19 protein-coding genes and 2 rRNA genes are annotated in these 25,289 nt (G+C 42.9%); 8 read left to right on the top strand and 13 right to left on the bottom strand.

The features are described from left to right. Positions 1 to 52 precede the first annotated feature (52 nt). Positions 53 to 1,918, top strand: a complete 1,866-nt coding sequence (locus AC1DYB_RS14225) for a sensor histidine kinase (protein WP_477435848.1) — start codon at positions 53 to 55, stop codon at positions 1,916 to 1,918. Between the two features lie 18 nt (positions 1,919 to 1,936). Here AC1DYB_RS14225 and AC1DYB_RS14220 read toward each other — a convergent pair whose 3' ends face one another. From AC1DYB_RS14220 to AC1DYB_RS14210, 3 genes are read right to left on the bottom strand one after another with little or no spacing between them, the layout of a single operon-like run. Next, positions 1,937 to 3,532, bottom strand: a complete 1,596-nt coding sequence (locus tag AC1DYB_RS14220) for an MFS transporter (protein ID WP_477435846.1) — start codon at positions 3,530 to 3,532, stop codon at positions 1,937 to 1,939. After that, entirely contained in the window at positions 3,525 to 4,598 is a 1,074-nt protein-coding gene (locus tag AC1DYB_RS14215; protein ID WP_477435844.1) for an HlyD family secretion protein, read from the bottom strand. The genes AC1DYB_RS14220 and AC1DYB_RS14215 overlap by 8 nt, the downstream gene beginning before the upstream one ends. 4 nt (positions 4,599 to 4,602) lie before the next feature. Then, the gene (locus AC1DYB_RS14210) at positions 4,603 to 5,943 is read right to left on the bottom strand and encodes a TolC family protein (protein WP_477435842.1); all 1,341 of its coding nucleotides are present in this window, start codon (positions 5,941 to 5,943) and stop codon (positions 4,603 to 4,605) included. Positions 5,944 to 5,989: 46 nt separating this feature from the next. Between AC1DYB_RS14210 and AC1DYB_RS14205 the strand changes: the two genes are divergently transcribed. Continuing rightward, complete coding sequence (locus tag AC1DYB_RS14205) at positions 5,990 to 6,823, top strand: helix-turn-helix domain-containing protein (protein ID WP_477435840.1); 834 nt, start codon at positions 5,990 to 5,992, stop codon at positions 6,821 to 6,823. Here AC1DYB_RS14205 and AC1DYB_RS14200 read toward each other — a convergent pair whose 3' ends face one another. From AC1DYB_RS14200 to AC1DYB_RS14185, 4 genes are all read right to left on the bottom strand, one after another. Beyond that, positions 6,824 to 7,681 carry a universal stress protein gene (locus tag AC1DYB_RS14200; RefSeq protein WP_477435838.1) on the bottom strand — a complete coding sequence of 286 codons (858 nt, stop codon included), beginning with the start codon at positions 7,679 to 7,681 and terminating at the stop codon, positions 6,824 to 6,826. A 307-nt stretch (positions 7,682 to 7,988) separates the two neighbouring features. Then, a complete protein-coding gene (locus tag AC1DYB_RS14195; RefSeq protein WP_477435836.1) occupies positions 7,989 to 8,288 on the bottom strand; it encodes a response regulator in 300 nt (99 codons plus the stop codon). A gap of 343 nt (positions 8,289 to 8,631) precedes the next feature. Further along, positions 8,632 to 9,348, bottom strand: coding sequence for a pirin family protein (locus AC1DYB_RS14190; RefSeq protein WP_477392066.1), 717 nt, complete (start codon positions 9,346 to 9,348; stop codon positions 8,632 to 8,634). A gap of 205 nt (positions 9,349 to 9,553) precedes the next feature. Continuing rightward, positions 9,554 to 10,126 (bottom strand): Crp/Fnr family transcriptional regulator, encoded by a 573-nt coding sequence (locus tag AC1DYB_RS14185; protein ID WP_477435834.1) that lies wholly within the window; start codon positions 10,124 to 10,126, stop codon positions 9,554 to 9,556. Between the two features lie 428 nt (positions 10,127 to 10,554). Here AC1DYB_RS14185 and AC1DYB_RS14180 point away from each other — a divergent pair, with 428 nt between their 5' ends. Genes AC1DYB_RS14180 through AC1DYB_RS14160 form a run of 5 tightly spaced genes read left to right on the top strand, consistent with a single transcriptional unit; the run spans position 10,555 to position 15,944 of the window. Then, complete coding sequence (locus tag AC1DYB_RS14180) at positions 10,555 to 11,727, top strand: glycoside hydrolase family 172 protein (protein ID WP_477435831.1); 1,173 nt, start codon at positions 10,555 to 10,557, stop codon at positions 11,725 to 11,727. Beyond that, positions 11,727 to 12,587, top strand: a complete 861-nt coding sequence (locus tag AC1DYB_RS14175) for a fumarylacetoacetate hydrolase family protein (RefSeq protein WP_477435829.1) — start codon at positions 11,727 to 11,729, stop codon at positions 12,585 to 12,587. Before AC1DYB_RS14180 ends, AC1DYB_RS14175 begins: the two co-directional genes overlap by 1 nt. Positions 12,588 to 12,591: 4 nt before the next feature. Further along, entirely contained in the window at positions 12,592 to 13,803 is a 1,212-nt protein-coding gene (locus tag AC1DYB_RS14170; protein ID WP_477435827.1) for a DUF6786 family protein, read from the top strand. Between the two features lie 36 nt (positions 13,804 to 13,839). Continuing rightward, positions 13,840 to 15,126: an L-fucose:H+ symporter permease gene (gene fucP / locus AC1DYB_RS14165; RefSeq protein WP_477435825.1), complete on the top strand. Its 1,287-nt coding sequence runs from the start codon at positions 13,840 to 13,842 to the stop codon at positions 15,124 to 15,126. A gap of 29 nt (positions 15,127 to 15,155) precedes the next feature. Beyond that, positions 15,156 to 15,944, top strand: coding sequence for an SDR family oxidoreductase (locus tag AC1DYB_RS14160; protein ID WP_477435823.1), 789 nt, complete (start codon positions 15,156 to 15,158; stop codon positions 15,942 to 15,944). Between the two features lie 597 nt (positions 15,945 to 16,541). Here the strand turns inward: AC1DYB_RS14160 and AC1DYB_RS14155 are convergent. From AC1DYB_RS14155 to AC1DYB_RS14145, 3 genes are all read right to left on the bottom strand, one after another. Then, the gene (locus AC1DYB_RS14155; RefSeq protein ID WP_295711294.1) at positions 16,542 to 17,318 is read right to left on the bottom strand and encodes a GLPGLI family protein; all 777 of its coding nucleotides are present in this window, start codon (positions 17,316 to 17,318) and stop codon (positions 16,542 to 16,544) included. A 6-nt stretch (positions 17,319 to 17,324) separates the two neighbouring features. After that, entirely contained in the window at positions 17,325 to 20,162 is a 2,838-nt protein-coding gene (locus AC1DYB_RS14150) for an outer membrane beta-barrel protein (protein ID WP_477435820.1), read from the bottom strand. 188 nt (positions 20,163 to 20,350) lie between these two features. Further along, the gene (locus tag AC1DYB_RS14145; RefSeq protein ID WP_477435818.1) at positions 20,351 to 21,661 is read right to left on the bottom strand and encodes an amino acid permease; all 1,311 of its coding nucleotides are present in this window, start codon (positions 21,659 to 21,661) and stop codon (positions 20,351 to 20,353) included. 248 nt (positions 21,662 to 21,909) lie between these two features. Here AC1DYB_RS14145 and AC1DYB_RS14140 point away from each other — a divergent pair, with 248 nt between their 5' ends. Beyond that, the gene (locus tag AC1DYB_RS14140; RefSeq protein ID WP_477435816.1) at positions 21,910 to 23,682 is read left to right on the top strand and encodes a PQQ-dependent sugar dehydrogenase; all 1,773 of its coding nucleotides are present in this window, start codon (positions 21,910 to 21,912) and stop codon (positions 23,680 to 23,682) included. 107 nt (positions 23,683 to 23,789) lie between these two features. Here the strand turns inward: AC1DYB_RS14140 and AC1DYB_RS14135 are convergent, their stop codons facing one another. The 3 genes from AC1DYB_RS14135 to AC1DYB_RS14125 all read right to left on the bottom strand — a co-directional run. Next, the gene (locus AC1DYB_RS14135; protein WP_477435814.1) at positions 23,790 to 24,578 is read right to left on the bottom strand and encodes a glycine-rich domain-containing protein; all 789 of its coding nucleotides are present in this window, start codon (positions 24,576 to 24,578) and stop codon (positions 23,790 to 23,792) included. A gap of 172 nt (positions 24,579 to 24,750) precedes the next feature. Further along, positions 24,751 to 24,862, bottom strand: a 5S ribosomal RNA gene (gene rrf, locus AC1DYB_RS14130). Between the two features lie 191 nt (positions 24,863 to 25,053). Beyond that, a 23S ribosomal RNA gene (locus AC1DYB_RS14125) occupies positions 25,054 to 25,289 on the bottom strand; the annotation flags it as partial.

Genomic DNA, 25,289 nt, shown 5'->3' with positions numbered 1-25,289 from the left:
ATATTCTTTATTAAGCGAGTAAATTCCCTATAAAGCTAAATCTTCTATTAAAATGAAATTATCGCTTAATCGCAATCTGCAAATCGGATATGGCTTTTCTCTTGTTGTAATCATCATCATTTCCATTGCATCGTATTTAAGTATCCGATTTTTGTTAAACAGCGCCGCCCTGGTTGATCATAGTAACCTGGTGATTCAAAAACTGGAAAAAACTGCGTCTATCATGAAAGATGCTGAAACCGGGCAGCGCGGTTACCTGCTTACCAAACGCGAAGAATTTTTAGAGCCCTATAACGGCGCCTATACAAAAGCGCTCAACCAGATACAACAAGTACAGCAGTTAACCGTAGATAATCCTGAGCAACAGCGGAATATAGCAGAGGTTAAAAGGGTTTTAAAAACCAGGTTAAGTATTTTACAGCAAATACTGGACAAATACAAAAGCGACCAAAAGGTAAACATTGATGACCTTGCAAGGGGAAAACTTGCTATGGATGCCCTACGTCAACAGATTAACATAGCCGAGACCGACGAAACTAAATTACTAAACGCCCGCGTAGGCACTTATAAAACCTACACCACTTATGTACCTGTTATTATTGTTATTGCAGCTTTGCTCGGCTTAATTTTCACCATTGTATCATACATAAGTGTTACGAACATTATTGCCGGGCGCACAAAAATGCAAAACGATCTTAAAAACAAAGAGCATGAAACAGCGGAGCTAAATGAAGAACTTGCCGCTGCAAATGAAGAGATGACGGCTATTAACGAAGAACTGCTGGCCAGTAATGAAGAGCTTTCTGTATCGCGATATAATCTTCACGCGCTTAATAACGATCTGGAAGAAAGGGTTGCTGCCCGTACCGAAGCGCTCTCGTTAAGCGAAACCCGGTTCCGGAAAATAATGCAAACCATCCCCCAGATAGCCTGGACAAATACTGCCTCGGGCGAGGTTGACTTTTATAACCAGCAATGGTTTGATTATACCGGCTTAACCTTTGATGAAACCAAAGATTGGGGTTGGCGCGAGGTGATCCACCCGGACGATATCATGCACAACCTGCAACGTTTCCGGGCTATTATTGACAGTAAGGAATCCGGCGAGTTCGAAATCCGCGAAAAACGTTTTGATGGCGAATACCGCTGGCACCTGGTACGAATGGCCCCCTTAAAAAACCACAACGGCGAGGTGCAGCTGTGGGTAGGTACAGCTACCGATATCCAGGAAATTAAACAGCTGCAGCAGCAAAAAGATGATTTTATAAACATTGCAAGTCATGAACTCAAAACGCCTTTAACCAGCCTTAAATCATCTGTGCAGCTTATCCATACGATGAAAGACAGGCTCTCGCCCGAAAAAATGGACGATCTGGTAATCCGGGCCAACAAAGGGGTAAACAAAGTTGCCTATTTAATTGAAGACCTGCTGTACATAGGTAAACTAAACCAGGGTCAGCTTGATTTAAATAAAACATCAATCACGCTATCGCGCATCATTAATGATAGCAGCAACCATATCAAAATCTCCGGAATTTATAAGGTGATCACTACTGGTGATATGGCGCTGCAGGTATTTGCAGATGGAGAGCGCATTGAACAGGTGGTAGTAAATTTTGTTAATAACGCTATAAAGTATGCCCCATTATCCAAAGAGATCTATATCAACATAACTAAAGATGACGCGATGGCAAAAGTATCAGTAACAGATAAAGGCCCCGGCATATCTCACGAAAAGCTTCCATTCCTGTTCGATCGTTATTTTAGGGTACAAAGCAGTGGCAGCCAGTACTCTGGCCTGGGCATAGGCCTTTACATTAGCTCCGAGATCATCAAAAAACACAACGGAGAAATTGGGGCCGACAGCAATCCAGGCGAAGGGAGTACATTCTGGTTCACATTGCCACTGCAGGCTTAACAATACAATAAGACACTCTCAAAAAGCTACAGGCGCAGGCTGATTGGATTTTATACTGATGTTTGTTTGATTAACCGCCGGGAAAAGCGCAATAAGCACAATGGCAGCCAAAATGAGCCAGCTGATGAATTGGTAATAATCTACCGCAAAACGTAGCTGAGCCTGTACCCCTACACTTTTATTTAATAGTCCGTTTGCTATTTTCACGGCCTGATCGGGTGCTGTACCACCGCCAATGAGCGCCTGCTTATATTGGGTAAGGCGCTGCACCGCAACCGGATTTAGCGAGCTTAATTGTTCCTGGAAGCGATTGTAATGATCACGCTGCCCGTAAAGCTGAAAAAAGTTGATCATCCCGATGCTGGTACAAAAGCCAAAAAAGCGCACAAAAATACCAAAGGCAGACCCCGTAGTACCAAAACCGGGCGCACATGATGAAACAACAAACAAAATTATGGGTACCATTAACATACCTGCGCCAAGCCCTTGTAGTATTAATGGGATAATGAGATCTGAACTATCGGCCTGCGTGCTAAAAATAAAACACATGCGCACATGAAATATCAGCAGGATTGCAAAACCATAAATAAAGATAAGCCTTGTAGGTTTTTTTAACAGCACCAACCGCGATGATATGATCACACTTAATATGATACCGGCAATATTATAAAGTAGCAAATAACCGATGTGGATAGGATCGAGCCCCAAAACTGTACCTAAATAGGATGTGGTAATACCAAAAGATCCCCTTATAATATAAAACACAAAAAGCAGCAGGGCGCCTAATAAAAACTTGGGTTGCCTGAATGCCCCGAGATGCAAATAAGGATTTTTTAAGCTCAGTTGCCGGGTAACAAAAATACCTGCAAGTAATACAATAGCTATAATGCTGGTCAATATCCTCCTGTCATCAAGCCAATCGTATTGCTGGCCGTATACCAAAATATAACCAATAAGACACAGGGCTGCCGAATAGGTAACAAAGCTTGGCCAATCCAACCGGTACAATGGTACTTTACGGTTAAACCGTACGTTGTTCATGATTAAAAACATGAGTACAGCTCCTGGTATATAGGAGTACACCGCGCATTTATAAATTACATTATAATTAAAGGTATCAATAATAGCGGCCGTAAGTAAGGTTGTTAAAGGCACAACAGCCAACAGTATACAGTAAACTATAGAGTAAGCAATCTCTTTTGACCGCTCATTGTGCAGCCTGCTAAACATGAGGGTAAGGGTGATACTTATAGTACCACAGGTTAACATTCCCTGGATATACCTCAGCACTAAAAGCACAAAAAAGTATCGCGTAACATAACACAGGTAACAAGTGATGATATGCATCACTACCCCTATAAGCAGGTACTCTTTACTGGCAATGTTTTTAAAAAAACGGCCTTCCAGCACAATAAAGCTGGCCATTGCCGCATATAAAATAATGAGGGAGTATTGCACATCATTTGGAGAGATGCCATAAAAACCCGCCGCAGCATTAACATTGCTTACAGATAACGCAAATAAAACCACACCCGGCAACACCACAATAAGCAATGTAAAACGGATAAGCCACTCTGGTGCCCAGTGTTTAAAAACGGGGATAGCCTTATTCATGACTCAACGCATTTTTTGAAACCGAAACACTGGCGTTCATGCCTGCACTTAGCAAGCCCACTACTGCACCGTTATCAGTAATTTTTATTTTAACAGGAATCCGTTGCGCAATTTTCACAAAATTACCTGTTGAATTATCCGGTGGAAGCAATGAAAACCTGGAACCCGTAGCCGGTGAAAAGGAAATAACACTGCCCGTAATTTTAGTATTAGGATAAGCATCCGCCGTGATCTGTACCGTTTTTCCGGTTTGAAGATACTTTAACTGGGTTTCTTTAAAATTGGCAATCACCCATTTACCGGTTTCTTTATCAACTATAAATGCCAGTGTTTGCCCAACCTGTATCTGCTGACCGGCCTGAATTGTTCTACGCCCCATTTTGCCGTTATAGGGCGCGGTGATCACCGTATAGGATACATCAAGCTGATTACGCTGCAACATAAGCTCCCGCCGTTTTATTTCTGAAATTACAGGATTGATCTGCGCCCTGCTGTCATTCACCTTTGAAAGCGAAGCCTGGTAATTACTCAATGCCGCCTGGTAATCAGACTGTGCCACATCAAGCCCGCTTTTAACGTTTTCCAACTGCTGCTTAGTAGCCGATTCCGCATCGAATAGTTTCTTATACCGGTCATATTCCTGCTGCTGCCTTAACAATTTTGCTTTAACGGCATCTATCTGGGCATTGTTAACCTGGGCAATTTTAGCAGCGGTTTGTACATTGCTCTCCAACACCGCCACCTGCGACCGTGCATTTTGCAAGCCGGCTTCGCCTTCTTCTTTTTGCAGAGCATACTCCCGGTTATCAATAATAAGCAGGGTGTCGCCTTTTTTTACGTCCTGGTTTTCATCATACCTAATCTCTTTAATATAACCGCTTACCCTCGAAGTAATGGGATTAATATATTCTTCAACCTGGGCGTCATCGGTTTCTTCATAGTTATATAAATTGTATAATGTAACTATGCCCCAGCCGCATAGGGCGAGCGCGATGATCCCGGCTATCCACGCCGTTATTTTCGTTATTAATTTATCGGTAGTTGTGTATGTATGTTGCTTGCTCATTTTATTAAAGATTGCCGGTAACGTTTTGTAATTGATAGTACTGTAATTGTGCCGCTATCTGCGCAGCGGCCAGGTCAAAGCGGGTTTGTAATAACTGGGTATCCGCATCAAGCAGGTCGGTTATTAAGGATGTTTGGTTAAAGTAGGTATTGCTTACTATCCTGCGGTTTTCCGTTGCTTGTTTAATATTGGTATTGCTAACTTCTACCCTGTTAAGCGCTTCATTGAAACGCAAATACGCCTCATTAACATGCTGCCTTACATTATCCTGCGTTTGGGCATGTTCAACTTCCTGGCTTTCATACTCCAGCCGGGCTACTTTTGCCTTATGGTAATTATGGTAAAATGATGAAACAGAAAAAGACGCTTTTATACCGGCCAACCCAATACCATATATGTACGGCGAATAAGGGTATAAAAAAATCTGCGGATAGCTGTATTTGTACTGGGCAAAAAAACCAATCCGGGGCAAAACATTTGCCTTTACATTTTTGAGCTGTAATTTTCTCAGTTCGGTTTCCTGTTCAGATATTTTAACCTGGTAAGCATTGCTGCCGGCATCTGTAAGGTAAGCCTGGTTAGTTTTCAGCGTAAGGGAGTCAAGCACATTACTGGTTGTAGGGGCTATGCGCTCATCATCGGGCAAGCCAATCAATATATTTAATTTTTGATTGGCAATTGCCAGGTCGTTATTCAGCTGAACCAGCGATAGCTTTTGCCTTGATAATTTCAATTCGGCCCTTAAAACATCGCTTTTTAAAACAACGCCATTTGCCTTTAACGCCTGTATTTGTCTTAATTGTTTTTCCTGCGCTTCAATATCTTTCAGCAAAAGATCCCTGAAAATGATGCTGCGTTGCATATCCAGGTAATAGGCCGCGGCCCGGAGTTTTACTTCGGACAGGGTCAATTTTTTTTGCTCGGCGGCTATTTTGTTTTCGCTTTTGCGGGCTTCAATTTCAATATTGAGTTTGTTGCCATTGTAAATATTCAGATAAGCATCAGCGCCTACCGTATAAGTGCTATGCAATACCTCAAACTGGGTAGGCGATTTAAAAATCCCGTTTTCGTAAACCGGCATATTACTTATCCTGGCATATTCGCCTTCAATGTTAATATCCGGCAGCCTTTCAGTTTTGGCATTTTTAATCTGTTCAACGCTGCTTTCCAGGTGAAGCTGCTTCATTTGCACTGCCTTATTATAGCTTGCCGCGCGTTCCCAAACCTGGTTTAGGGTTAGTGGTATACTGAGTAATGAATCTGTTTTAACCGCCCTTGCTGACGCGCGCTGGAGTGGGAAATAAACAACAGATAACAGTAAAATATTTTTAAAATACGATTTCATAAAATTTGATAATGCAAAATTGAGCCTTTTACACACAAGTAATTTTATGTACTTTGCCAAACTTTTACTCATTTCAGCCAAAGCAAACGTGATTGATACTGAAGCATTTTTAACCGCCATTGATCGCATCCAAGCATCGGTATATGTAATGCACGAAAAAAATGAGTTCAGATTACCGCAGCACGCGCATAAAAAAGGGCAGCTGATTTATATTGAAGGAGGGGTGGCTTATATTCACCTGGTTGATAAAACGCTTATTATACCGGCGCGGCATTATGTTTGGATACCCAAAGAGCTTAAGCACTTTATAGAGATGCACAAATCGGTAGCCATCATATCATTATACTTTTATGCCGATGACGATGATGACCATCCATTTTTTAATAAGGGGGGTATCTATCCCATCAATGCGCTTTTAATGCAAATGCTCTCCTACTCGGTACGGTGGGAAGGCGATGTGGTACCGGGCGATAAAGCTTTCCCTTTTTTGGCGGGTATCAAAAACATCCTGCCCGAGATTAGCAGGAAAGCTTTACCAATTGCACTGCCAACAACAGAAAACGAAAGGATGCAGCCGGTGTTGAAATATATTAATAACCACCTGTTTGAATCACTCAGCCTGGTAACACTAAGCCACGAAACCGGTTTTAGCGAACGGACCTTAACACGCCTGTTCCAGGCTACCATGAACATCTCGTTTCTGCAATATTTTAAATTGCTGCGCATGGTAAAGGCCATTGAAATGATGCTGCAAACAGATAGATCAATCAGCGAAATTGCCTACACTTTAGGCTACAATAATGTATCGGCTTTTAGCAACATATTTTATCAGTTAACCAAAACCAGGCCATCTGAATTTGCCAAACAGTTGTTATTATGATTACTGCGCGTTTTTTAATATCAGCACCGGTTTATAGTTATTCCGGGCAAGGCCTTTGGTTATATTGCGATGTGTTAGATTGTACAAAAAGCTATGCTTACCGGGCAGTGCGATGATTAATTGCAAATCGTTTTTATAACAGAAATGATTAACACTTTTCAATACATCCTTCTCTACAGAATAATAAAACTTGTATTGGTAATTTTGCAGGCGCGTACTTATTTGCTCCACTACCTTACACGTAACATCATCTTTAAATAATACTTGCTGTGTAGCGTCAACATTTAATAACAACAGTTTGGGGTGAGGCCAGTTTTGAATATGATTTAGGCGTTGAATTAAACTCAAAGAAGCGAAATTACCAAGATCAAACGGCACCAAAGCCTTCTGCACCTCCTGGTAACGGCTAAGCGCAGGAATAATAAGCACCGGGACTGTGCTTACCTTTGCAATTTTAATTAAATGATTGCTGATATAACTCTCTTCGGTTGCGCCGGCGTGGTCGCTTCCGATTAATAATAAATCCGGTTTTTCCTGCTTAATCAGCTCCCTAAGCGAAGGCAGTAAGGGCATTTTACTTAAAATAAAACTAACCCTCACCCCGGGGTCTAATTTTTTTAATACCGACGCCTTTAAGTTTTCAAATTGGGTTGATAGCTGCCCGTTTAAAGCCTGCGCTTTATCTACAGCAAATTGTATAAAATCTGCCGTAGGCAACAGTTGCTCAAACTCGGTAATGTATACATTCACAACAAGTATAATTTGTTTTATCGGGTTGTTTTTGCTTAAAGCAACCGCGTAAGCTATGGCGTTATTTGATGATCTGGTAAAATCAATCGGAATTAAAATTTTTTTCATTACAGGTTCATTTATTGTGCAGCGTTTTTCCAAACCAAACCGTTTACAGTTTTTAATCCTGTTCCCTGGTACTGGATCTCTTATGTAAACAACTGGTAACTATATTTATATTGATACACAAAATTGAGCCTTTTTAAAATTGCCCTGTTTATAAACAAGACCAATTACTTACTCATTCCCGCCACGCAAAAAAGCACCCTTACTGTTAATAGCAAGGATGCTTTTTTGTTCGACGGTTCCATTTACCCTTTGATAGAGAAAATACCTGTAACACCGCCAGTATTACAAGCTAATGCAGCGCAGCCTTCTACTTCAGGGCCTCGTAAATCTCTGCTGCCAGCAATCCGCTTCCGCCACCGTAGTGCTGCACAATCTTGATTTTTGGGTTGCGATTACGAAAATAAGCACACAGCTGCTCTTCGGATGCAGGTTCAATACCGCCGCCAAGCAGTACCAGTGCAAATGCCTGTTGGTCAAAAGCAAGGATAGCTTCTTCATCGGTTTGGCAGCCGGTAGCATTCCAATCAGGGTTATTATTTACCAGGCGTACCACCGTTGCCAATATCTCGGGATGGCGGCCTACTACTAATATTTGTGTTGATTCCATTTCTTATTTTTTATAATCGCTGCTAGTCGTTAAATCCCAGACTTACTAAGTTTAACTCGATAATATTGTTTTTGGCCTCGTTGAGGGCTTCGCCGTTTAAAAACTTCGTAAGTCTTTCGCTGTGTGTCATTTGCCTTTCAGAGTGGCGGGTTTGTTAAAACCCTTTTTGTCATCCTGAACGATTTGAAGGATCTATTATTCACCATGCTTCTTCGTCCTGTATAGTCTGTGAATAGATCCTTCGTTCCTCAGGATGACAAACTTTTTAAAACACCATTTCATTCTGCCAAAACCCTCATTTTCCACCTCCAATCAATTCATCATCTGCATATCTGCACATCTATTATATGCTCATTGGTACATCCATCAATAAAAATTCAGCGTCAGCGGTTGCAGTAATGGTAAATTTATCGGTATCCCAAATGCCCAGGGCATCGCGATTATTTAATTGCTGCCCATTAATTTCTACCTGTCCGCTTAGTACAAACGCGTAAACGCCGTTGCCTGCTTTGTGGATGGTGTATTCGGTACTTACTCCCTTATCAAACTTACCCAGGTTAAACCATGCATCCTGATGGATCCATACCCCGGCATCATCAGCATTGGGCGATAATACCTGTTGCAGTTTATTTTCACGATCGGCAAGGTTAAGGGTAATCTGGTCATATCTTGGCTCCACGTTGCGTTTGTTGGGATACAGCCATATCTGCAAAAACTTTACACGTTTGTCTTTGTCCTGGTTGTATTCGCTGTGGTAAATGCCGGTGCCGGCACTCATAGCCTGTATATCGCCATTTTTAATAACGGCTGTGTTGTTCATGCTGTCTTTATGCTCCAGATCGCCTTCAAGAGGGATACTGATGATCTCCATATTATCGTGCGGGTGTTTGCCAAAGCCCATCCCTGCATCCACGGTATCATCATTTAAAACGCGCAGTGCGCCAAAGCTCATCCGGTCGGGATTGTAATAACTACCAAAACTAAATGAATGATAACTATTTAACCAGCCGTGGTTTGCGTGACCGCGGGTATCTCCTTTATGCAATATTGTTTGTGCCATGATGTATTTCCTTTTTTGTTGCTATAAAGGTACGGCGGTATTTGCAGGGCAAAGTTGATGTAGATCAAGTTTTTAGGTGAAGGGTTAATTAGTTATAAGTGAGTAGTTGCGCAGCGGTTAAGTTTACCCGGACACTTCGCTCACAGAGGGAGTTTGGATGACGGTAATTTATGCCTGCTGCAAACTACAAACAGCCCACTGCAAACTATTTTCTGCTTCTCATTCTGCTAAAAAATTCAGGAGTTACGCCAATATATGATGCTATCTGCTTTTGGGGTAAGGTATAAATGAGTGTTGGGTAGCGTTTACAAAAGTTGTTATAGCGATCTTCGGCGGTAAGGCTAAGGCCATCTATAAGGCGCTGCTGACTGGCTACAAGCGAGTTCTCTACCAAAACCCTAAAAAAATGCTCAAACTTGGGTATCTGCTGGTATAGTTTTTCCTGGTTGGTTTTGCTCAGCAACAGCACTTGCGTGTCTTCCAGTGCTTCTACATTAAGGATACCTGGCTTTTGGCTAATGAGGCTATACATATCTGCCATCCACCAATCGGGCGGGGCAAAACTCAATACGTGTTCAATACCGTTTTTATCAACAGTAAACCCGCGCAGGCAGCCCGTGGTTACAAATGCCGAGTGCTTGCAAATATCGCCATCTGAAAGCCAGAATTGTTTCCGCTTAATAGCCTGGGGCTTAAGCAGGTCTGTAAAAATAACCTGCTCCTCTTTGCTGAGGTGAATGTGTTTGGCAATATTATTAAGGATGAGCGTAAACGGCATATACAAAAATGTAGTTTTTTTTGTATATGCGATATGTAACATCAATATTATTGTTGGGGTTAGTGTTTCTGTTATCGATAAATGTAAATTAGCTTTTACAAAAGTAGGCCTACTATTCCTTTGTCATTATAAACGCTCGAAGTATCTATTACCCGAATGCATATTCGCCATGCAGACCCGATCTGTATAGTTTATAGATCCTTCGCTATCGCTCAGGATGACAAAATAATAGGAAGGCCGTATTGATGCTAAAATCCTTGTATGTTATGCTGATAAAGCAGGATAGATAAAAAGAAAATTATTTTTATGATTGTGACCGGCTTTGTCTTATTGTGTATAAGGCAGGTGTTACAGCAAATAAACACGGTATTGCATTTACCAATTGATGCACTATTAGTTTTTACCAACAGATAACCTATATGTTAAAAATGAAAAGTAATGTTTTATTAAGCTGCATGTTTGTTTTGCTGACATCATCTGCCGCATTTGCACAAAAAAAGTTTAATGGCCTTGATGTTGGCCTTGGTAACCTTTATCGTACCAGCGATGCCAAAACACGATCAATAAGTCCGGAAAACTTTACAGGCGAGAAAGGTAACGGTGGCATGGCCACCACCGGCACAGGCAGCAATGCATCGCGCGATCTGGGGCAAACCTGGAAAGTAAGCCCAAGCGTGGTGATCAAAAAACATACTACTTATACCATTGCCGAAATTAATGAGTCGGGCGCCATACAGCACATCTGGATGACCCCTACCGGCAACTGGCGCTATAGCATCCTGCGTTTTTATTGGGATGATGAAACAACTCCATCCGTTGAGGTGCCTGTAGGCGATTTCTTTTGCATGGGCTGGGGTAAGTATTCGCCCCTGTCGTCATTAGCGGTAGCGGTAAACCCCGGCAGCGCTTTTAATTGTTACTGGCCAATGCCCTTCCGCAAAAAATGCCGCATCACTATGGAAAATATCGACGATAACGATATGGTGCTTTATTACCAGGTTGATTATACCCTGACTGATATCCCGGATGATGCCGGCTATTTTCACGCACAGTTTCGCCGTACCAACCCGCTGCCTTACAAAAAAGATTATGTTTTGGTAGATAGCATTGTGGGTAAGGGCCAGTACGTGGGTACTTACCTGGCTTATGGCAGCAACAAAAATGGCTGGTGGGGCGAGGGCGAGATCAAGTTTTTTATGGATGGCGATACCAAATTCCCTACCATAAACGGTACCGGTACAGAGGACTACTTCTGCGGATCATATGATTTTGATACCCGCCACAAAGATGCCGACGGCAAGGAGGCAGAGCATACCGAATACACCGAATTCAATACGCCTTACAGCGGCTTGCCACAGGTGATTCGCGGCGATGGGCATTACAACGTAGCACAGCGGTTTGGTTTATACAGATGGCATATTGTTGACCCTATCCGCTTTGAAAAAAGCCTGAAGGTTACCATACAGGCCCTGGGTTGGCGGCACGACGGGCGATACATGCCTTTACAGGATGATATTGCCTCAACCGTATTCTGGTACCAAACCGGCGCGCACACCCCATTTCCTAAATTACCCTCACGAGACGAATTGGAAGTAAACTGATGAAATTATATAAAACCACCAAAGGAATAATCCTGGAGCATGCCGGGGCTGCCTATATTGTTGACGACCAATGGGACACCCTGATTAACCGGGATAACCTCGCCGCATACCTGCAGGAAATCATTGATGATACCACAGCTTTAGGCGCCGACGTGCAACATGAGTTTTTAAACGGGCCAATTCTACCCCCTATAGGCACTCAGGAAGTTTGGGCCGCAGGCGTTACCTATCTTAAAAGCCGCGATGCGCGCATGGAGGAATCTGAAAACTCCGGCGCGGCAAGCTTGTACGATAAGGTTTACGATGCCCCAAGACCCGAGTTGTTCTTTAAAGCAACAGCGCAACGGGTATCCGGTCATGGTGCAGAAGTATATATCAGGAAAGATTCGGAATGGAATGTTCCTGAGCCGGAGCTGACCTTGTATATCAATTCCAAAGGAAATATTCAGGGCTATACCATCGGTAACGACATGAGCTCGCGGAGCATAGAGGGCGAGAACGCCCTATATCTGCCCCAGGCCAAGATCTATGAAAAAAGTGCTGCTTTGGGCCCATGCCTGTATGTAAGCGCTGAGCCAATACCCCGCGAATCGGCCATAAAACTGGTTATTAAACGGGACGACGTGGCTGTTTATGAAGACGAAACCACCATATCCCGCATCAAGCGATCATTCACCGAGCTGGTAGGCTATTTATATGCCGAGTGTGATTTTCCACAGGGCTGTTTTTTGATGACAGGTACCTGTTTAGTGCCGCCGCCAACTTTCACTTTACAAGTGGGCGATGTGGTGGTTATTACCATCGATAACATTGGCACCATGGTCAATATTATAGGCATTAATCCCAAACATAAATTATAAGGCTATGAGCGCTTTAAAAATCTCTTCGTTGGTTATGTTGGCAGCAGGTATTACATCATGTACCATGCGCATGCCCCCGGCTACCAAAGGTAGTTTCAGGTACGATTTAGAGTTTTTAAAGAAACATGGCAGCGTTGTGGTTTTAAAAACTAAAGATAGCAGCGCAAGGGTTATCGTTTCTCCAAAATACCAGGCCAAGGTATTTACCTCCACCGCCGATGGTTTGGATGGAAACAGCTTTGGCTGGATCAAATACGAAACCTTCGACCTTAAACAACCCGACCCGCACATGAATGCCTTTGGTGGCGAAGACCGCCTTTGGCTTGGTCCCGAAGGTGGCCCGTTCTCCGTGTTCTTTAAGCCAGGCAGCAAAATGGAATTTGATAACTGGCATACTCCCGCAGCAATTGATAATGAAAGCTGGGAGCTGCTTTCTTCATCAGATAAAAAAGCATCTATGAGCAAAGCTACCCAGATGCAAAATTACGCGGGTACGCTGCTTAACATCAAACTGGAACGCGATATCGAGATACTGGAGCCGGATGTGATTAACCAATTGTTAGGCATCAGTGCCAATGATTCGGTAAAATCAGTTGGCTTTAGCACTATCAATACTATTATTAATGCCGGCGATAAAGCCTGGGATAAAACTACCGGCGCTCCCTGTTTATGGAATTTGGATATGTTTACGCCATCGCCCAAAACAGTTATAGTAGTGCCCTATATAGATAAAGCAACAGGCAAAGTAGCCACCACTAATTATTTTGGCGAGATAGCTAAAGACAGGATCACCTACGGCAATGGCACCCTCCTTTTTAAAGCCGACGGCAAATCGCGCGGTAAGCTGGGCATCCCACCCAATCGGGCCAAAAACATGGCCGGCAGCTATGATGCCAGTAACAAAGTATTAACCATTACCGTTTTTGATATAGATAGCGGCGCAAGCTATCTTAACCAGGAATGGAAACCCGATACAGCCCCTTTTTCCGGCGATGCCGTGAACGCCTATAACGATGGCAAATTAGCCAATGGATCGCAAATGGGTCCGTTCTACGAAATTGAAAGCGTATCGCCAGCCGCATTTTTAAAACCCGGCGAAAAGCTAACACATAAACACAGTGTGTTCCATTTTACCGGAGATGAGAAAGCCTTGAATAGTATCGCCTTAAAAACGCTGGGTATTTCAATTAAGGATATTACATCGGCATTAAAATAAAACCCAATCAAATAAACCAATTATAACAAACAACCAATGGCAAAAAATAAAGATCTGTTAGCAATAACCCTCATTACTTCCCTGTTTTTTATATGGGGCTTTGCGCTAAACTTAAATCCAATCCTCATACCTCACTTAAAAAAAGCCTGCCAGTTAACTGATTTGCAGTCTTCATTAATTGATTCTGCATCTTATTTTGCCTATTTCTTGTTGCCTATCCCGGCAGCCCAGTTCATGAAACGGTATGGCTATAAAGGAGGAATTTTATTAGGGCTGATACTTTTTTCGGTAGGAGCATTTTTGTTTTACCCGGCATCCATTGTAAGAAACTACGCGTTTTTCCTGGGAGCTTTGTTTATCATATTTTCCGGGGCCGCATTTTTAGAAACTGCCGCCAATCCGTACATCACCGCCATTGGTGATCCTGCAGGCGCAACCCAGCGTATTAATTTCGCCCAAACATTTAACGGCCTGGCAGCTGCCCTTGCGCCTTTAATCGGCGGTATTTTTATACTATCGGGCAAAACCCTTACCGCTGTACAAGAATCGGCCATGTCATCAGGCCAATTGAATACTTATTTAAATAAAGAAGCGTCATCGGTACAAATACCCTATATCATTATTGCTCTTGGTGTGCTGGTGGTAACTGTTCTTTTATGGAGAACGCATTTACCCGAAATTGTTGAGGAAGGCGAAGGCTCACCACTACATGAAAACTTATCATTTTTTCAACGCACAGGTGCGCTTTTAAGGGAAAAGAACCTGAATTTTGGTGTAGCTGCACAATTTTTTTACGTAGGTGCACAAGCATGTGTTGGTAGTTTCTTTATCCGTTTTTCTGAGCGCGTATCCGGCATGGATGAAAAAACCGCAGCTTATTATTTAACTGCAGCTTTAATAGCCTTTTTGGCGGGCAGAGCCGTAGGCACATTTTTAATGACCTTTATTAACCCGGTAAAACTGCTGGCCATTTATGCCGTTACCAATGTGCTGCTTATCTTACTATCGGTATTTCTGCATGGCAAGTTCCCGGTATTTGCATTGATAGGCGTGGAGTTTTTTATGTCGATCATGTTCCCAACCATATTTTCATTAAGCATCCGGGGCCTGGGCACCAAAACCAAAGAAGGTTCATCACTGGTAATTATGGCCATTGTAGGCGGTGCGGTTTTCCCGCCTATTATGGGTAAACTATCTGATATGACTAACATCCAGGTAGCTTACCTGGTACCCGCAGCCTGCTTTTTATTCGTTTTTTATTTTGCAGTTAAAAACCTGAAAGTGAAAGAGGCGGCAGAGGTGAAACTAAGCGTTTCTCATTAATAGTATTTGATATTTTACAACATATAAGCATGAATTTACAACTTACAGATAAGGTAATTATAGTAACCGGTGGTGCAAAGGGCATTGGCGAGGGCATTGTTAAAGTACTGGCTGCTGAGGGCGCCATACCCGTTATTGTGGGCCGTAGTGAAGTGGATAACCTTAAAGTAGTGCATGAAATTGAAGCGGCAGGTGGTAAGGCTTTCCAGGTAGTTGCAGAACTTACCGATCCTGCAGCAAGCGAGAGCGCTATTAATGCAGTAGTTGCCAAATTTGGAAGGATTGACGGCCTGGTGAATAACGCGGGCGTTAACGATGGTGTAGGCTTAGAAAGCGGCAACTATGAAGGCTTTGTTGCCTCCCTGCATAAAAACCTGGTACATTATTACCTGATGGCGCATTTTGCTTTACCCGAACTTAAAAAATCAAAGGGAGCCATCCTTAACATCACTTCAAAAACCGCCGATACAGGGCAGGGCCATACCTCTGGCTACGCGGCAGCAAACGGTGGCCGCAACGCTTTAACCCGCGAATGGGCTGTGGAGCTGTTGAAATATGGCATCCGTGTAAATGCCATTGTAGTAGCCGAATGCTGGACACCACTATATGAAAACTGGATAAAAACCTTGCCCGATCCGGGTGCTAAACTACAGGAGATTGAGGCAAAAATACCATTAGGCAACCGCATGACCACAGCCGAGGAACTGGCCAATACCACCGCTTTCTTATTGTCGCCAATGTCAAGCCATACCACCGGGCAACTCATACATGTTGATGGAGGTTATGTGCATTTAGATAGGGCACTGGCAAATGCGTAAAGCTGCGTTTTAAAAGGTTTGTCATCCTGAGTTGTAAAATTTAGCGAAACTCCGAAGGGGAAATGACGTAAACTAACCAAGGTTAAGACTCACCCTGTCGAGGCTACGCCCGACATCCCTCTCTTCAACTTCGTTGGAAAGAGGGGGCTAAAAAATTAAAATTAGCCTTTTTTACCCTCTTTCCGGCGCAGCCGAAGAGAGGGTCGCCGTCCGCGAAGGGCGGACCGGCGGGGTGAGTCGTTGCCAGCATACAGAGCCGATTGCCTGATATGCAACAAACACGTCATGGGTAGCCTGTGGAAGGATAGCGGGCAAATGCCTCTCCGACAGGCTCAGACTGACAGGCCCACACGCCTCAAAATCCAATACGCCATGGGTAGGAACGAAGGATCTATTAACAGACTGTACAGTGCGAAAAAGCATAGCGAATAATAGATCCTTCACTTTGTTCAGGATGACAATTTTTTTTTAAAAAAGCACGTCATTGCGAGGTACGAAGCAATCCCCGACTTACAGAGCAGCGGTGCAAATCCGATTTGTACAGTTTGGGATTGCTTCGTACCTCGCAATGACGATTTGTTTTTTTACGGGTATGAGCTACAACACAAACGCCTTTAAATAGGAATTGGATTGATTACCCCAGTCTTTCATAACCCCGGTTAGGGTAGCGGATAGTTCCTTCCGGTTTACCTGTTTACCTTTTTTGGGTGCGGTAAGAGCTTTATCGTCAACAACTATCTCGTTCACCTTGGTGGCAAACCAGGTTACGTTTTCGTGAGGGATAGCAAGGCCTAATATCATCCCCGGTAAGCCGGCAAATGACTCTGGCCCGCCGGATACGGGTATATCATCGGTATAAAAGGCTACAACATAAATCGAATCCAATACCAGCGCATTAGCCCTGCGACAGGTAAAGCCGGCTATTTCGCGAGTTTCGGTGGTTATTTTCCAGTCTATTTTACGTACACTATCCTTTACCAGGAAAACCGATTCAAAAACCTTTTTCTGGTTAATACTGGTGTTGGTATTCAAATCTGTTTGTACAACATTGTTCTGCCCAACCATGGGGTTATCCAGAAAAAAAGTGTTGCTTACGTTCTCGGGCTCAATAGGCGTAAACAAAGTTTTGTTATTGCCAAAGGCCAGGGTACTTTTCAATTTCCTGAACTGCGGCTGATTTTTTTTGTATGAATCAAAAGCCGGCTGCAGCCACGCTTCATTATCCTTATCAATTATTTTTTGAAAAACGGCGTACATGTTCACGCTTTTTTCAAACTCGATGGTGCCATTGGTTGTAAAGTGCTTGTTTTGTGCAAACAGCGTATTGCCGCCAAGCATAAATAAACAGGTTGCAAATAAAATGAGTTTTTTCATGGTTGGTTATTTTTTAGGTGCTGCGCCGCCGCCAACGTGGTTAAAGTCCCAAACAAGCGAAAGCATAAAGAATCTTCTGATAGCGGTATATCTTTCCTGCGAAAGTTGGTTAGCGCTCCCGGTTCTGCTATAACCGGTATTTTGATTTAGCAGATCGTTACCGGCAAGGTATATTTTAATGCTTTCATCTTTCATGAATGATTTACCGATGGTGGCATTTAAAATTGTTTTCCTGAAATCCTCGGGAAACGACTGCGTTTTTGCATTAAACTGGTAATTACAATCAGACCCGATGGTGAAATGCAGCGGCAGGTAAATATTAAATCCGCCGCTGGCCTGAAAGCCACGGCCATTATTGTTAATATTGGGTTGCAATGAGGATGAGTTTATGGTGTAAGTAGGCCCAAAGGACGCATTGATATCATACTTTTTCTGTTTGTACTTTGATAACCTGAATTCGGCCGAGTAGGTATATGATTGTGTTTTATTTAACAGATTGGCGCCCGAATCAATTTTAGAGTAATTATAATAGGTATTGCCATTGACATTTATGCCAAGTCCGGCATTGATATCAACCTTAGGTATTTTTCTGTCAAAGTAAATACTTCCATACATATTTACAGTTTGCTTATTTTTAAGGTTGGTGTATTGATAGGTACTTGCACCATCAACAGTAGATACATTGCTCACAATGGGGTTGTAGGTATTGGAATAAGATCCATACAGCCATATGGATTGTCCGCTCAGTACTTTATAGGAGTTATAGCTAAAATTTAAGCGGTTGGTGTATGATGGCCGCAGGTTGGCATTACCCAGCGTAATGTTCAGGTTATCGGTATTTACTTTTACGGGTTGTATCTGGTCAATAGTTGGTTGAGTAGTATTGCCATTATAACTCAGCCTTACCGACTCCTGCTGAGAAAAGCGATATTGGAAAGTGGCTTGCGGAAACCAGTTGGTAAAATTACGAACACGCTCGGTACCCGTGATTTCATTTATCTGTTTAAAATTAACGGCCGAAACCCTTGAACCAAAATTAAATGTACTTTTCTTGCTTTTGTAATTGAAGTTTAAGCCAAACTGGTTCGATACCTGGTTTAGCTTATAATTATTACTTACCGTGGTATCAAGCGTATTATACTGTTTTGACCCATCAGGATTTATTCCCGAAGCGTTGTATGATCTCCTGTCGGCACTGTTGTTGCTCACATTGATGCCATAATTTACAATTGCCGAAAAGGTTTTTGAAAGCGGCTCGGTATAGGTAAGGTTTGTGTTTAAGATATTGGTTTTAATGTTTGTTGTTTTACGCTGATCAGTGATGGTATCTTTAGTGGCAGTCGCGGTGTTATCAAAAGCTGTTGTATCAAAAAACTTGGTTCTGGCATATAAATGTCCATCCGAATTACTTTGATTAAATCCCTCGGTTACGTTTACTGATAACGTACGACCAACCTTTTTAAATTTCTTGGTATAAAACGCGCTGGCATTAAATATTTTTTGATGCACATTATTATCAATAGTACGGTTGTTGGTGTTTTGCAATGATCCATTGGCCCGCTTGCTCACATAGTCATAAGTATTATTAGTGATGGTGTTTTTATCTGTTCCATCAACCATCAGTTTTAAATTTTGCGCTGTATCAAGCTTTACCTGGTAGGTAAGATCCAGCTTTTGACGAAACATGTGGTTGTGAAAAATCTGATCAGAGTTATTAGTGGTAAAGGTATTGCCGTAATTGTTTTGCGTTAGCGTAGTTTTGGTACCATCAACATTTAACGAACCTATTTTGAAATTGCCGTTGATAGATTGTTTATCGCCGTCCCATTTGGTATCGTAATGCGCACCCGCCGATCTCGCAAGGGGAATCCCCTCACCATCAAACCGGCCACTAAACGAGTCAAGGTCGTCTCCCCCTCCGCCATTGAAATAAATCTCCCCTCCATCGCCAAATTCAAGACCGCCACTGCCGCCGTATTTGCTGTTATCATCCCAGCCTAAACCTACTTTACCCGTATTGCCCAAAGTGCCATATACCGAAAGCTTTTGTTTGCCCTTAAATCTGTTGAAAAGTATCTGCTCCTGGTAATATTTATCGGTACCGCCATCAGCATCTATTTTACCAAAATAGCCGTTCTTTTTATCCTCTTTAAGTTTAATGTTGATGGTTTTATTCTTTACACCATCATCGATACCGGTAAAAGCGGCCTGGTCGCTTTTTTTATCATAAAGCTGTACCTTATCCACCATATCGGCACGCAGGTTTTTGGTAACCAGGGTAGGATCATCACCAAAAAACTCTTCCCCATCAACCAATACTTTACTTACGGTTTGGCCCTGGGCGGTAATTTTGCCGTCTTTATCCACCTGTATGCCCGGAAGCTCTTTCAGCAAATCCTCTACCTTAGCATTGGGTTGTACAGTGAAGGCCTTGGCATTAAATTCGGTGGTATCGCCCTTAATTTTAACTGCAGCTACCTGGGCTTTTATAATTACCTCTTTAAGCAGCTGTGTTTTAAGTATCATACCAATATTGCCAAAATTATGTGTAGTGTGTGCAGAATCCAGCGTAAAGCGCTCCACAAAATCAGCATAGCCAGAGTAGGATACCAGCAGGATAAACTTTCCCTTTTTAAGGTTGTTTATGGCAAATTGCCCTTCGTTTACCCTGGTAAATTTTTGCAGAATGGAATCCTTGGCATTTAAAACAGCTACTGTGGCATTGGTAAGTTTTGAGTTTGATGCTGTATCGGCAACCAAACCTTTAATGGAATAACTATTTTGCGCAAAAACAGAAAACGTACTTAAGCAAAATATTATTAGTGCAGGAATTGTGATTTTCATAAGGTAGTTTATGAGAACCAAGGTATAACTAAGTTTTTAGTAATCAAAGCTGTTTAACACTTGGCTATGAAATTTAACACTTTAGCGCCAAAATTTAACATTTACAATGGATGGATATTATTGAAACTATTGATTTACAAATAAATAATAAAAGCGTAATATTAGTAATACAAAATACTAAACAGGCCTTAATCCCTTTCTTTGCTTTTTTTATATGCTACCCAAACATAAAACGGGATACTGATCATCAGCAGTAAAAACCCATAATAAACGGCCTCCTTGCCGGTGCCGGCAATATTCCATAACGCATAACCAAACGCTAAAATGGCCAGCAGTACAGCACCCGCCCAGCCGTTAGTTTGTTTAGCTTTTGCCTTGATGATGAGGTATGAGGCGGCTGATAGCAGGTAAGGGATCAGCATAGATAATAAGGATAGCAACAGTAAAAACCTAAACTGCTCAACAAGTCCTTTGGTATAATTCATGCTCATGAAAACAGATACCAGCGCACTGCTTAAAAGAATTCCTACATAAGGCACCCCTTTTTTATTCTGCCTGGCAAATATCGCCGGGAATAGTTTATCCTTTGCAGTAGCAAAGGGCATTTGCCCCTGCATCAGCGTCCACCCGTTAAGTGCGCCAAAAGCGGCTATGGCCACACCCGCGCTTACCCAATAGCGGGCGCTGCTACCGTAAATTACAACAGCCGCATCGGCATAGGGAGTAACGGAACGCTGTAATTGCGCCGCCGGGATTATACCCAATACACTTACGCTACCCAAAATATAAACCAAAGTGGCTATGAATAAACCTATCATGGTTGCTTTAGGTATTGTTTTCTCCGGATTGATTACACTACCCGCGGGTATAGTGGCACATTCGATACCTATAAATGAAAACATGGTCAGGGCAGCAGTAGCGCTTATCGCGCCGTAAGTAGTATTGCCGCTGCTGTTAAAGGGGGTAAAGTTTTTAAGTTGTAAAAAAAACAAGCCGCCAACAGCCACTAGTAGCAATGGTAAAACCTTAAGAATAGTTGTTATCAATTGCAATTTGCCGCTGGTAACAACACCAAGCGTATTAATATAGGTAAGTAACCATATCGCACACAAACCTGTTGAAACAGCCGCAATATTACTGGTGGCCAGTATCGGGAAAAAAGTACTAAGCGCGCTCACCAATGATATGGTGATAGCCGCGTTGGCGCATGAGGTAGATATGAAATATCCCCAGGCTACCAGGAATCCTGCAAAATCGCCAAAACCATTGCGGGTAAATGCATACGGCCCCCCGGTAGCATGCGGCAGCAATTTGCTCATATTACTGAAAACTTTGGCGAGGAAGAATGAGCCAATGGCCGAAAATACCCAACCCAGCAAACCGATACTACCGAACCCGGCCATGGCCGCTGGCATCAAAAATACACCGGCACCTATCATATTGCCCACCACCAGGGAGGTGCTTGTCCATAAACCTAATTTTTTTTCAGATGCGGGCATATATGTTCTGTTTATAAAGGATGATAAGATAGGGTTTTTATTAAATATGGATGATAAAATTATTGATACGCAGTATTAGCTTCCCGATAACTTTCTCTGTGCGGCGCCAAAGTTTTAACCCGCTTCAAAAACATTTAGCACCTAAAATCCTTATAATACCGGCAATGCATGAAATTTTACAATAACCCATTCAAATAATATTGATCTTTTTTCTGATCCACGAGATGATAAAGCATAATTTTTTACGCGTGAAAAGGCTTTTAAAAAGTTTGGCACATCGGCCCATAACGCATATTACAGTTATTGGTATTGCATTAATCATGATCAGTTTTACGGTTATCGTAAAAAAAAATAAAATCCTCATAGCTGATGCAAACAACGGCGGCTTATACCTCCCTGGTAATTTTAAAGCCCTTATCGTGATTGATAGCCTGGAGGGCCGGGCACGCCACATCGCCGTAAATACCAACGGCGATATTTATGTAAAACTTCGCTTCCCCGATTCCATTGGTGGCAATGTGGCCGCCCGTGATACCGATCAGGATGGCAAAGCTGATATCATTCAAAAATTTGGCGATTACGATGATAAAGGGCCTTATGGCACGGCCATGCGCGTTCACAAAGGTTATCTGTATTTCAGTTCGGAGGTAAATGTTTACCGAACCAAATTGAACCCGGCAACGTTGGTACCCGATGGCCCCCTGGAGTTGATATTGCATGACGCGCATGGCGAACATGAGCATGATGCCAAACCCCTGGCCTTTGATAATGACGGGCACATGTACGTAGCCTTTGGTGCGCCATCAAACGCCTGCCAGGAACAAAATCGTGTGCCGGGCTCACCTGGGATAAAGGGTTGCCCGCTTTTGCAGGAATATGGAGGCATTTGGCAATTTGACGAGACCAAACCCAACCAGCAGCAAAAAGATGGCATACGCTACGCCACCGGCTTGCGCAGCGTAGTGGCTATGGACTGGAATACGGCCGATAACTCCCTGTATGTAGTGGCCCATGGCCGGGATGACTTTCGCCTGCTATTCCCTAAAATTTTTAGTGCATGGCAAAGCGCGGTTATGCCGGCGGAAGAATTTTTAAAAATAAAAAGAGGCACCGATGTAGGCTGGCCCTATTATTATTACGACCCTATTAAACATAAAAAACTACTGAACCCCGAATATGGAGGCGATGGAAAAAAAGCAGGTAATGGCGCCAGGTATGCGCAGCCATTGATAGCTTTCCAAGCGCATTGGGCACCCAACGACCTGCTTTTTTACACCGGCAACCAATTTCCGGCCAGGTATAAGAATGGCGCATTTGTAGCTTTCCATGGGTCGACCAATAGATCGCCCTATCCGCAGGCTGGGTTCTTTGTTGCCTTTGTTCCATTTAAAAATGGTGTCCCTAGTGGTTCATGGGAAATATTTGCGGATGGCTTTGCGGCACATAATACCGTTGTAAGCGTAAGTGACGCAGTTTGCCGCCCTATGGGTTTATCTGTTGGCCCCGATGGTTCGCTCTATGTGAGTGATACCGAAAAAGGCAGGGTTTGGCGCATTTTTTACCAGGGCGATAAAAGTAACTTCACCGATGTTCAACTTGCTAAAATGGAACTGCGTAAAAAATTACCAAATTTTAAAATGCCCAACCCTGTGCGTAATAATATTGCAACGGGTATGCTCAAAGGCGGAGCCCAGATATATGCTAACTATTGTGCTAACTGCCACCAAAAAAATGGCAAGGGCGATGGTAACCTATTCCCGCCACTAAATGGATCTGAGTGGGTTACCGGCGGTAAATACATGGAAAAAGACCTGGCCATACAGGTTTTGCTAAATGGCCTGGAAGGACCGGTTAAGGTTAAAAATAAACCATATAATAGCGTAATGCCCAAGCATAATTTTTTAACCGATGCCCAAATAGCACAAGTGCTTACCTATATCCGCAGTAATTTCGGTAACAACAGCAGCCTGGTTACCGCATCAGAAGTTAAAAAGGTAAGGGCAAGCCTGGGCGTAAAATAAACATTCACCGGATAGAGCAGGCACCGGATCTTTTCCTGCCCGTTGATTTACAAACTCCTTAATCTATCATCTTATAGTTTCTTAATTACCTCCAATTTTCTTATTCACTAATGGCTGCCACAACCGCTACAACCAGATGCCGAGCAGCCAGAACAGCCACTACTGCACCCGCTATCGCCACCATGACCATCATGCCCGGAATGGCCGCCATGATGAGCATTGTCATCACCACTGCAACCAGTGTCGCTGCAACCACCGTTACTGCTCCCTCCACTTTCATTTTTATAAACAGCTATTACTACTATAACAATAACAGCTACCATTATACCGATAGCTATAGCAGTTTCTGAAGCCTGAATAAACAAACCCACAACAATAATAAGCATGAGTAATATTGCCACCTGGCTCCCGTTACCGGGTTTGCGCAGCAGCCAATACCTGGTAATATTTACTCGTTGGAAATTGATATCAGTGAAACGAGTAATGTTATTTTGCCATATATCATCGGGTGGGGCAATATTAAAGAATTGCATATATAACTGTTGGGTACGCGTATAATAGCCATTAAACTCACCAGCCTCGGCCTTACCTCCCCGGGTTGGGTTATGGTGAATTTCCTGCCCGAGGACGTTTCTGCACAGACCGGTCCAGTATGATTGAGTATAAGTTAAATGCAGATGCCAGGCCTGGTCTACAGGATCAGACGGTGTTACCCCATCTAAACTGATACAGCAAAGGAAAATGAATTTTTTATATTCGATGATAACCCGTTCGGTATAAACTTTAGTCCAGCCATTTTCACGTGCAAGCCTTTCCGAAAACGTAAAATCAACTTCGGGATCATCTAATTGAAAGTTTTGAACGTTTTGCCAAAGTTGTGCCTGTTGGGATGTCATGGTTTAAGGTATATGCCTTAAATGTAACAAAAAGAACGGCAAACGAAAAAGGAACTGAAACCAAGGCGAAGCCAGGAAGTTGCCGGTATAGATAAGAAAAATTACTATAAACGCAAAAACCCCTCATCATTAGATGAAGGGTTTCACGATTCAGCCTTTTGGGGCTTTTAAGATTGGGCACCGACCTACTCTCCCACGTTTTACCGCAGTACCATCGGCTCTGGCGGGCTTGACTTCTCTGTTCGGAATGGGAAGAGGTAGACACCGCCGATATAGGCACCTGAATTTCTTTTGAGCKAAAAGCATAAAGCTTTTTTGCCAATTCATTATTTGTTTGCTGCTCCGCTTTCGGCTTTACGCCTTTAGCTTTCAGCTAAACAATGACATATTATTGAAAGAAGTTCTTGATCAAAGAAAACAACAGTATTAGTTTTTGTTCGGGATGGATACGARTACCCATCCCATTATTACCTGCTATGAGAAAGCTTCGGGCAATTAGTATCACTCGGCTATGATGTCACCACCTTTATACCTATGACCTATCAACGTAGTAGTCTCCTACGACCCTCAATGGAAGTCTCATCTTGTGGCTAGTTTCGCACTTAGATGCTTTCAGCGCTTATCTATTCCCAACGTAGCTACTCTGCAATACAGCTGGCGCCATAACAGATTCACCAGAGGTTAGTCCAACCCGGTCCTCTCGTACTAAGG

The sequence above is a fragment of the Mucilaginibacter sp. P2_A4 genome (assembly GCF_056405015.1).
Note: the sequence above shows the minus strand (reverse complement) of the source record. Positions and strands in the feature narration are given on the sequence as shown.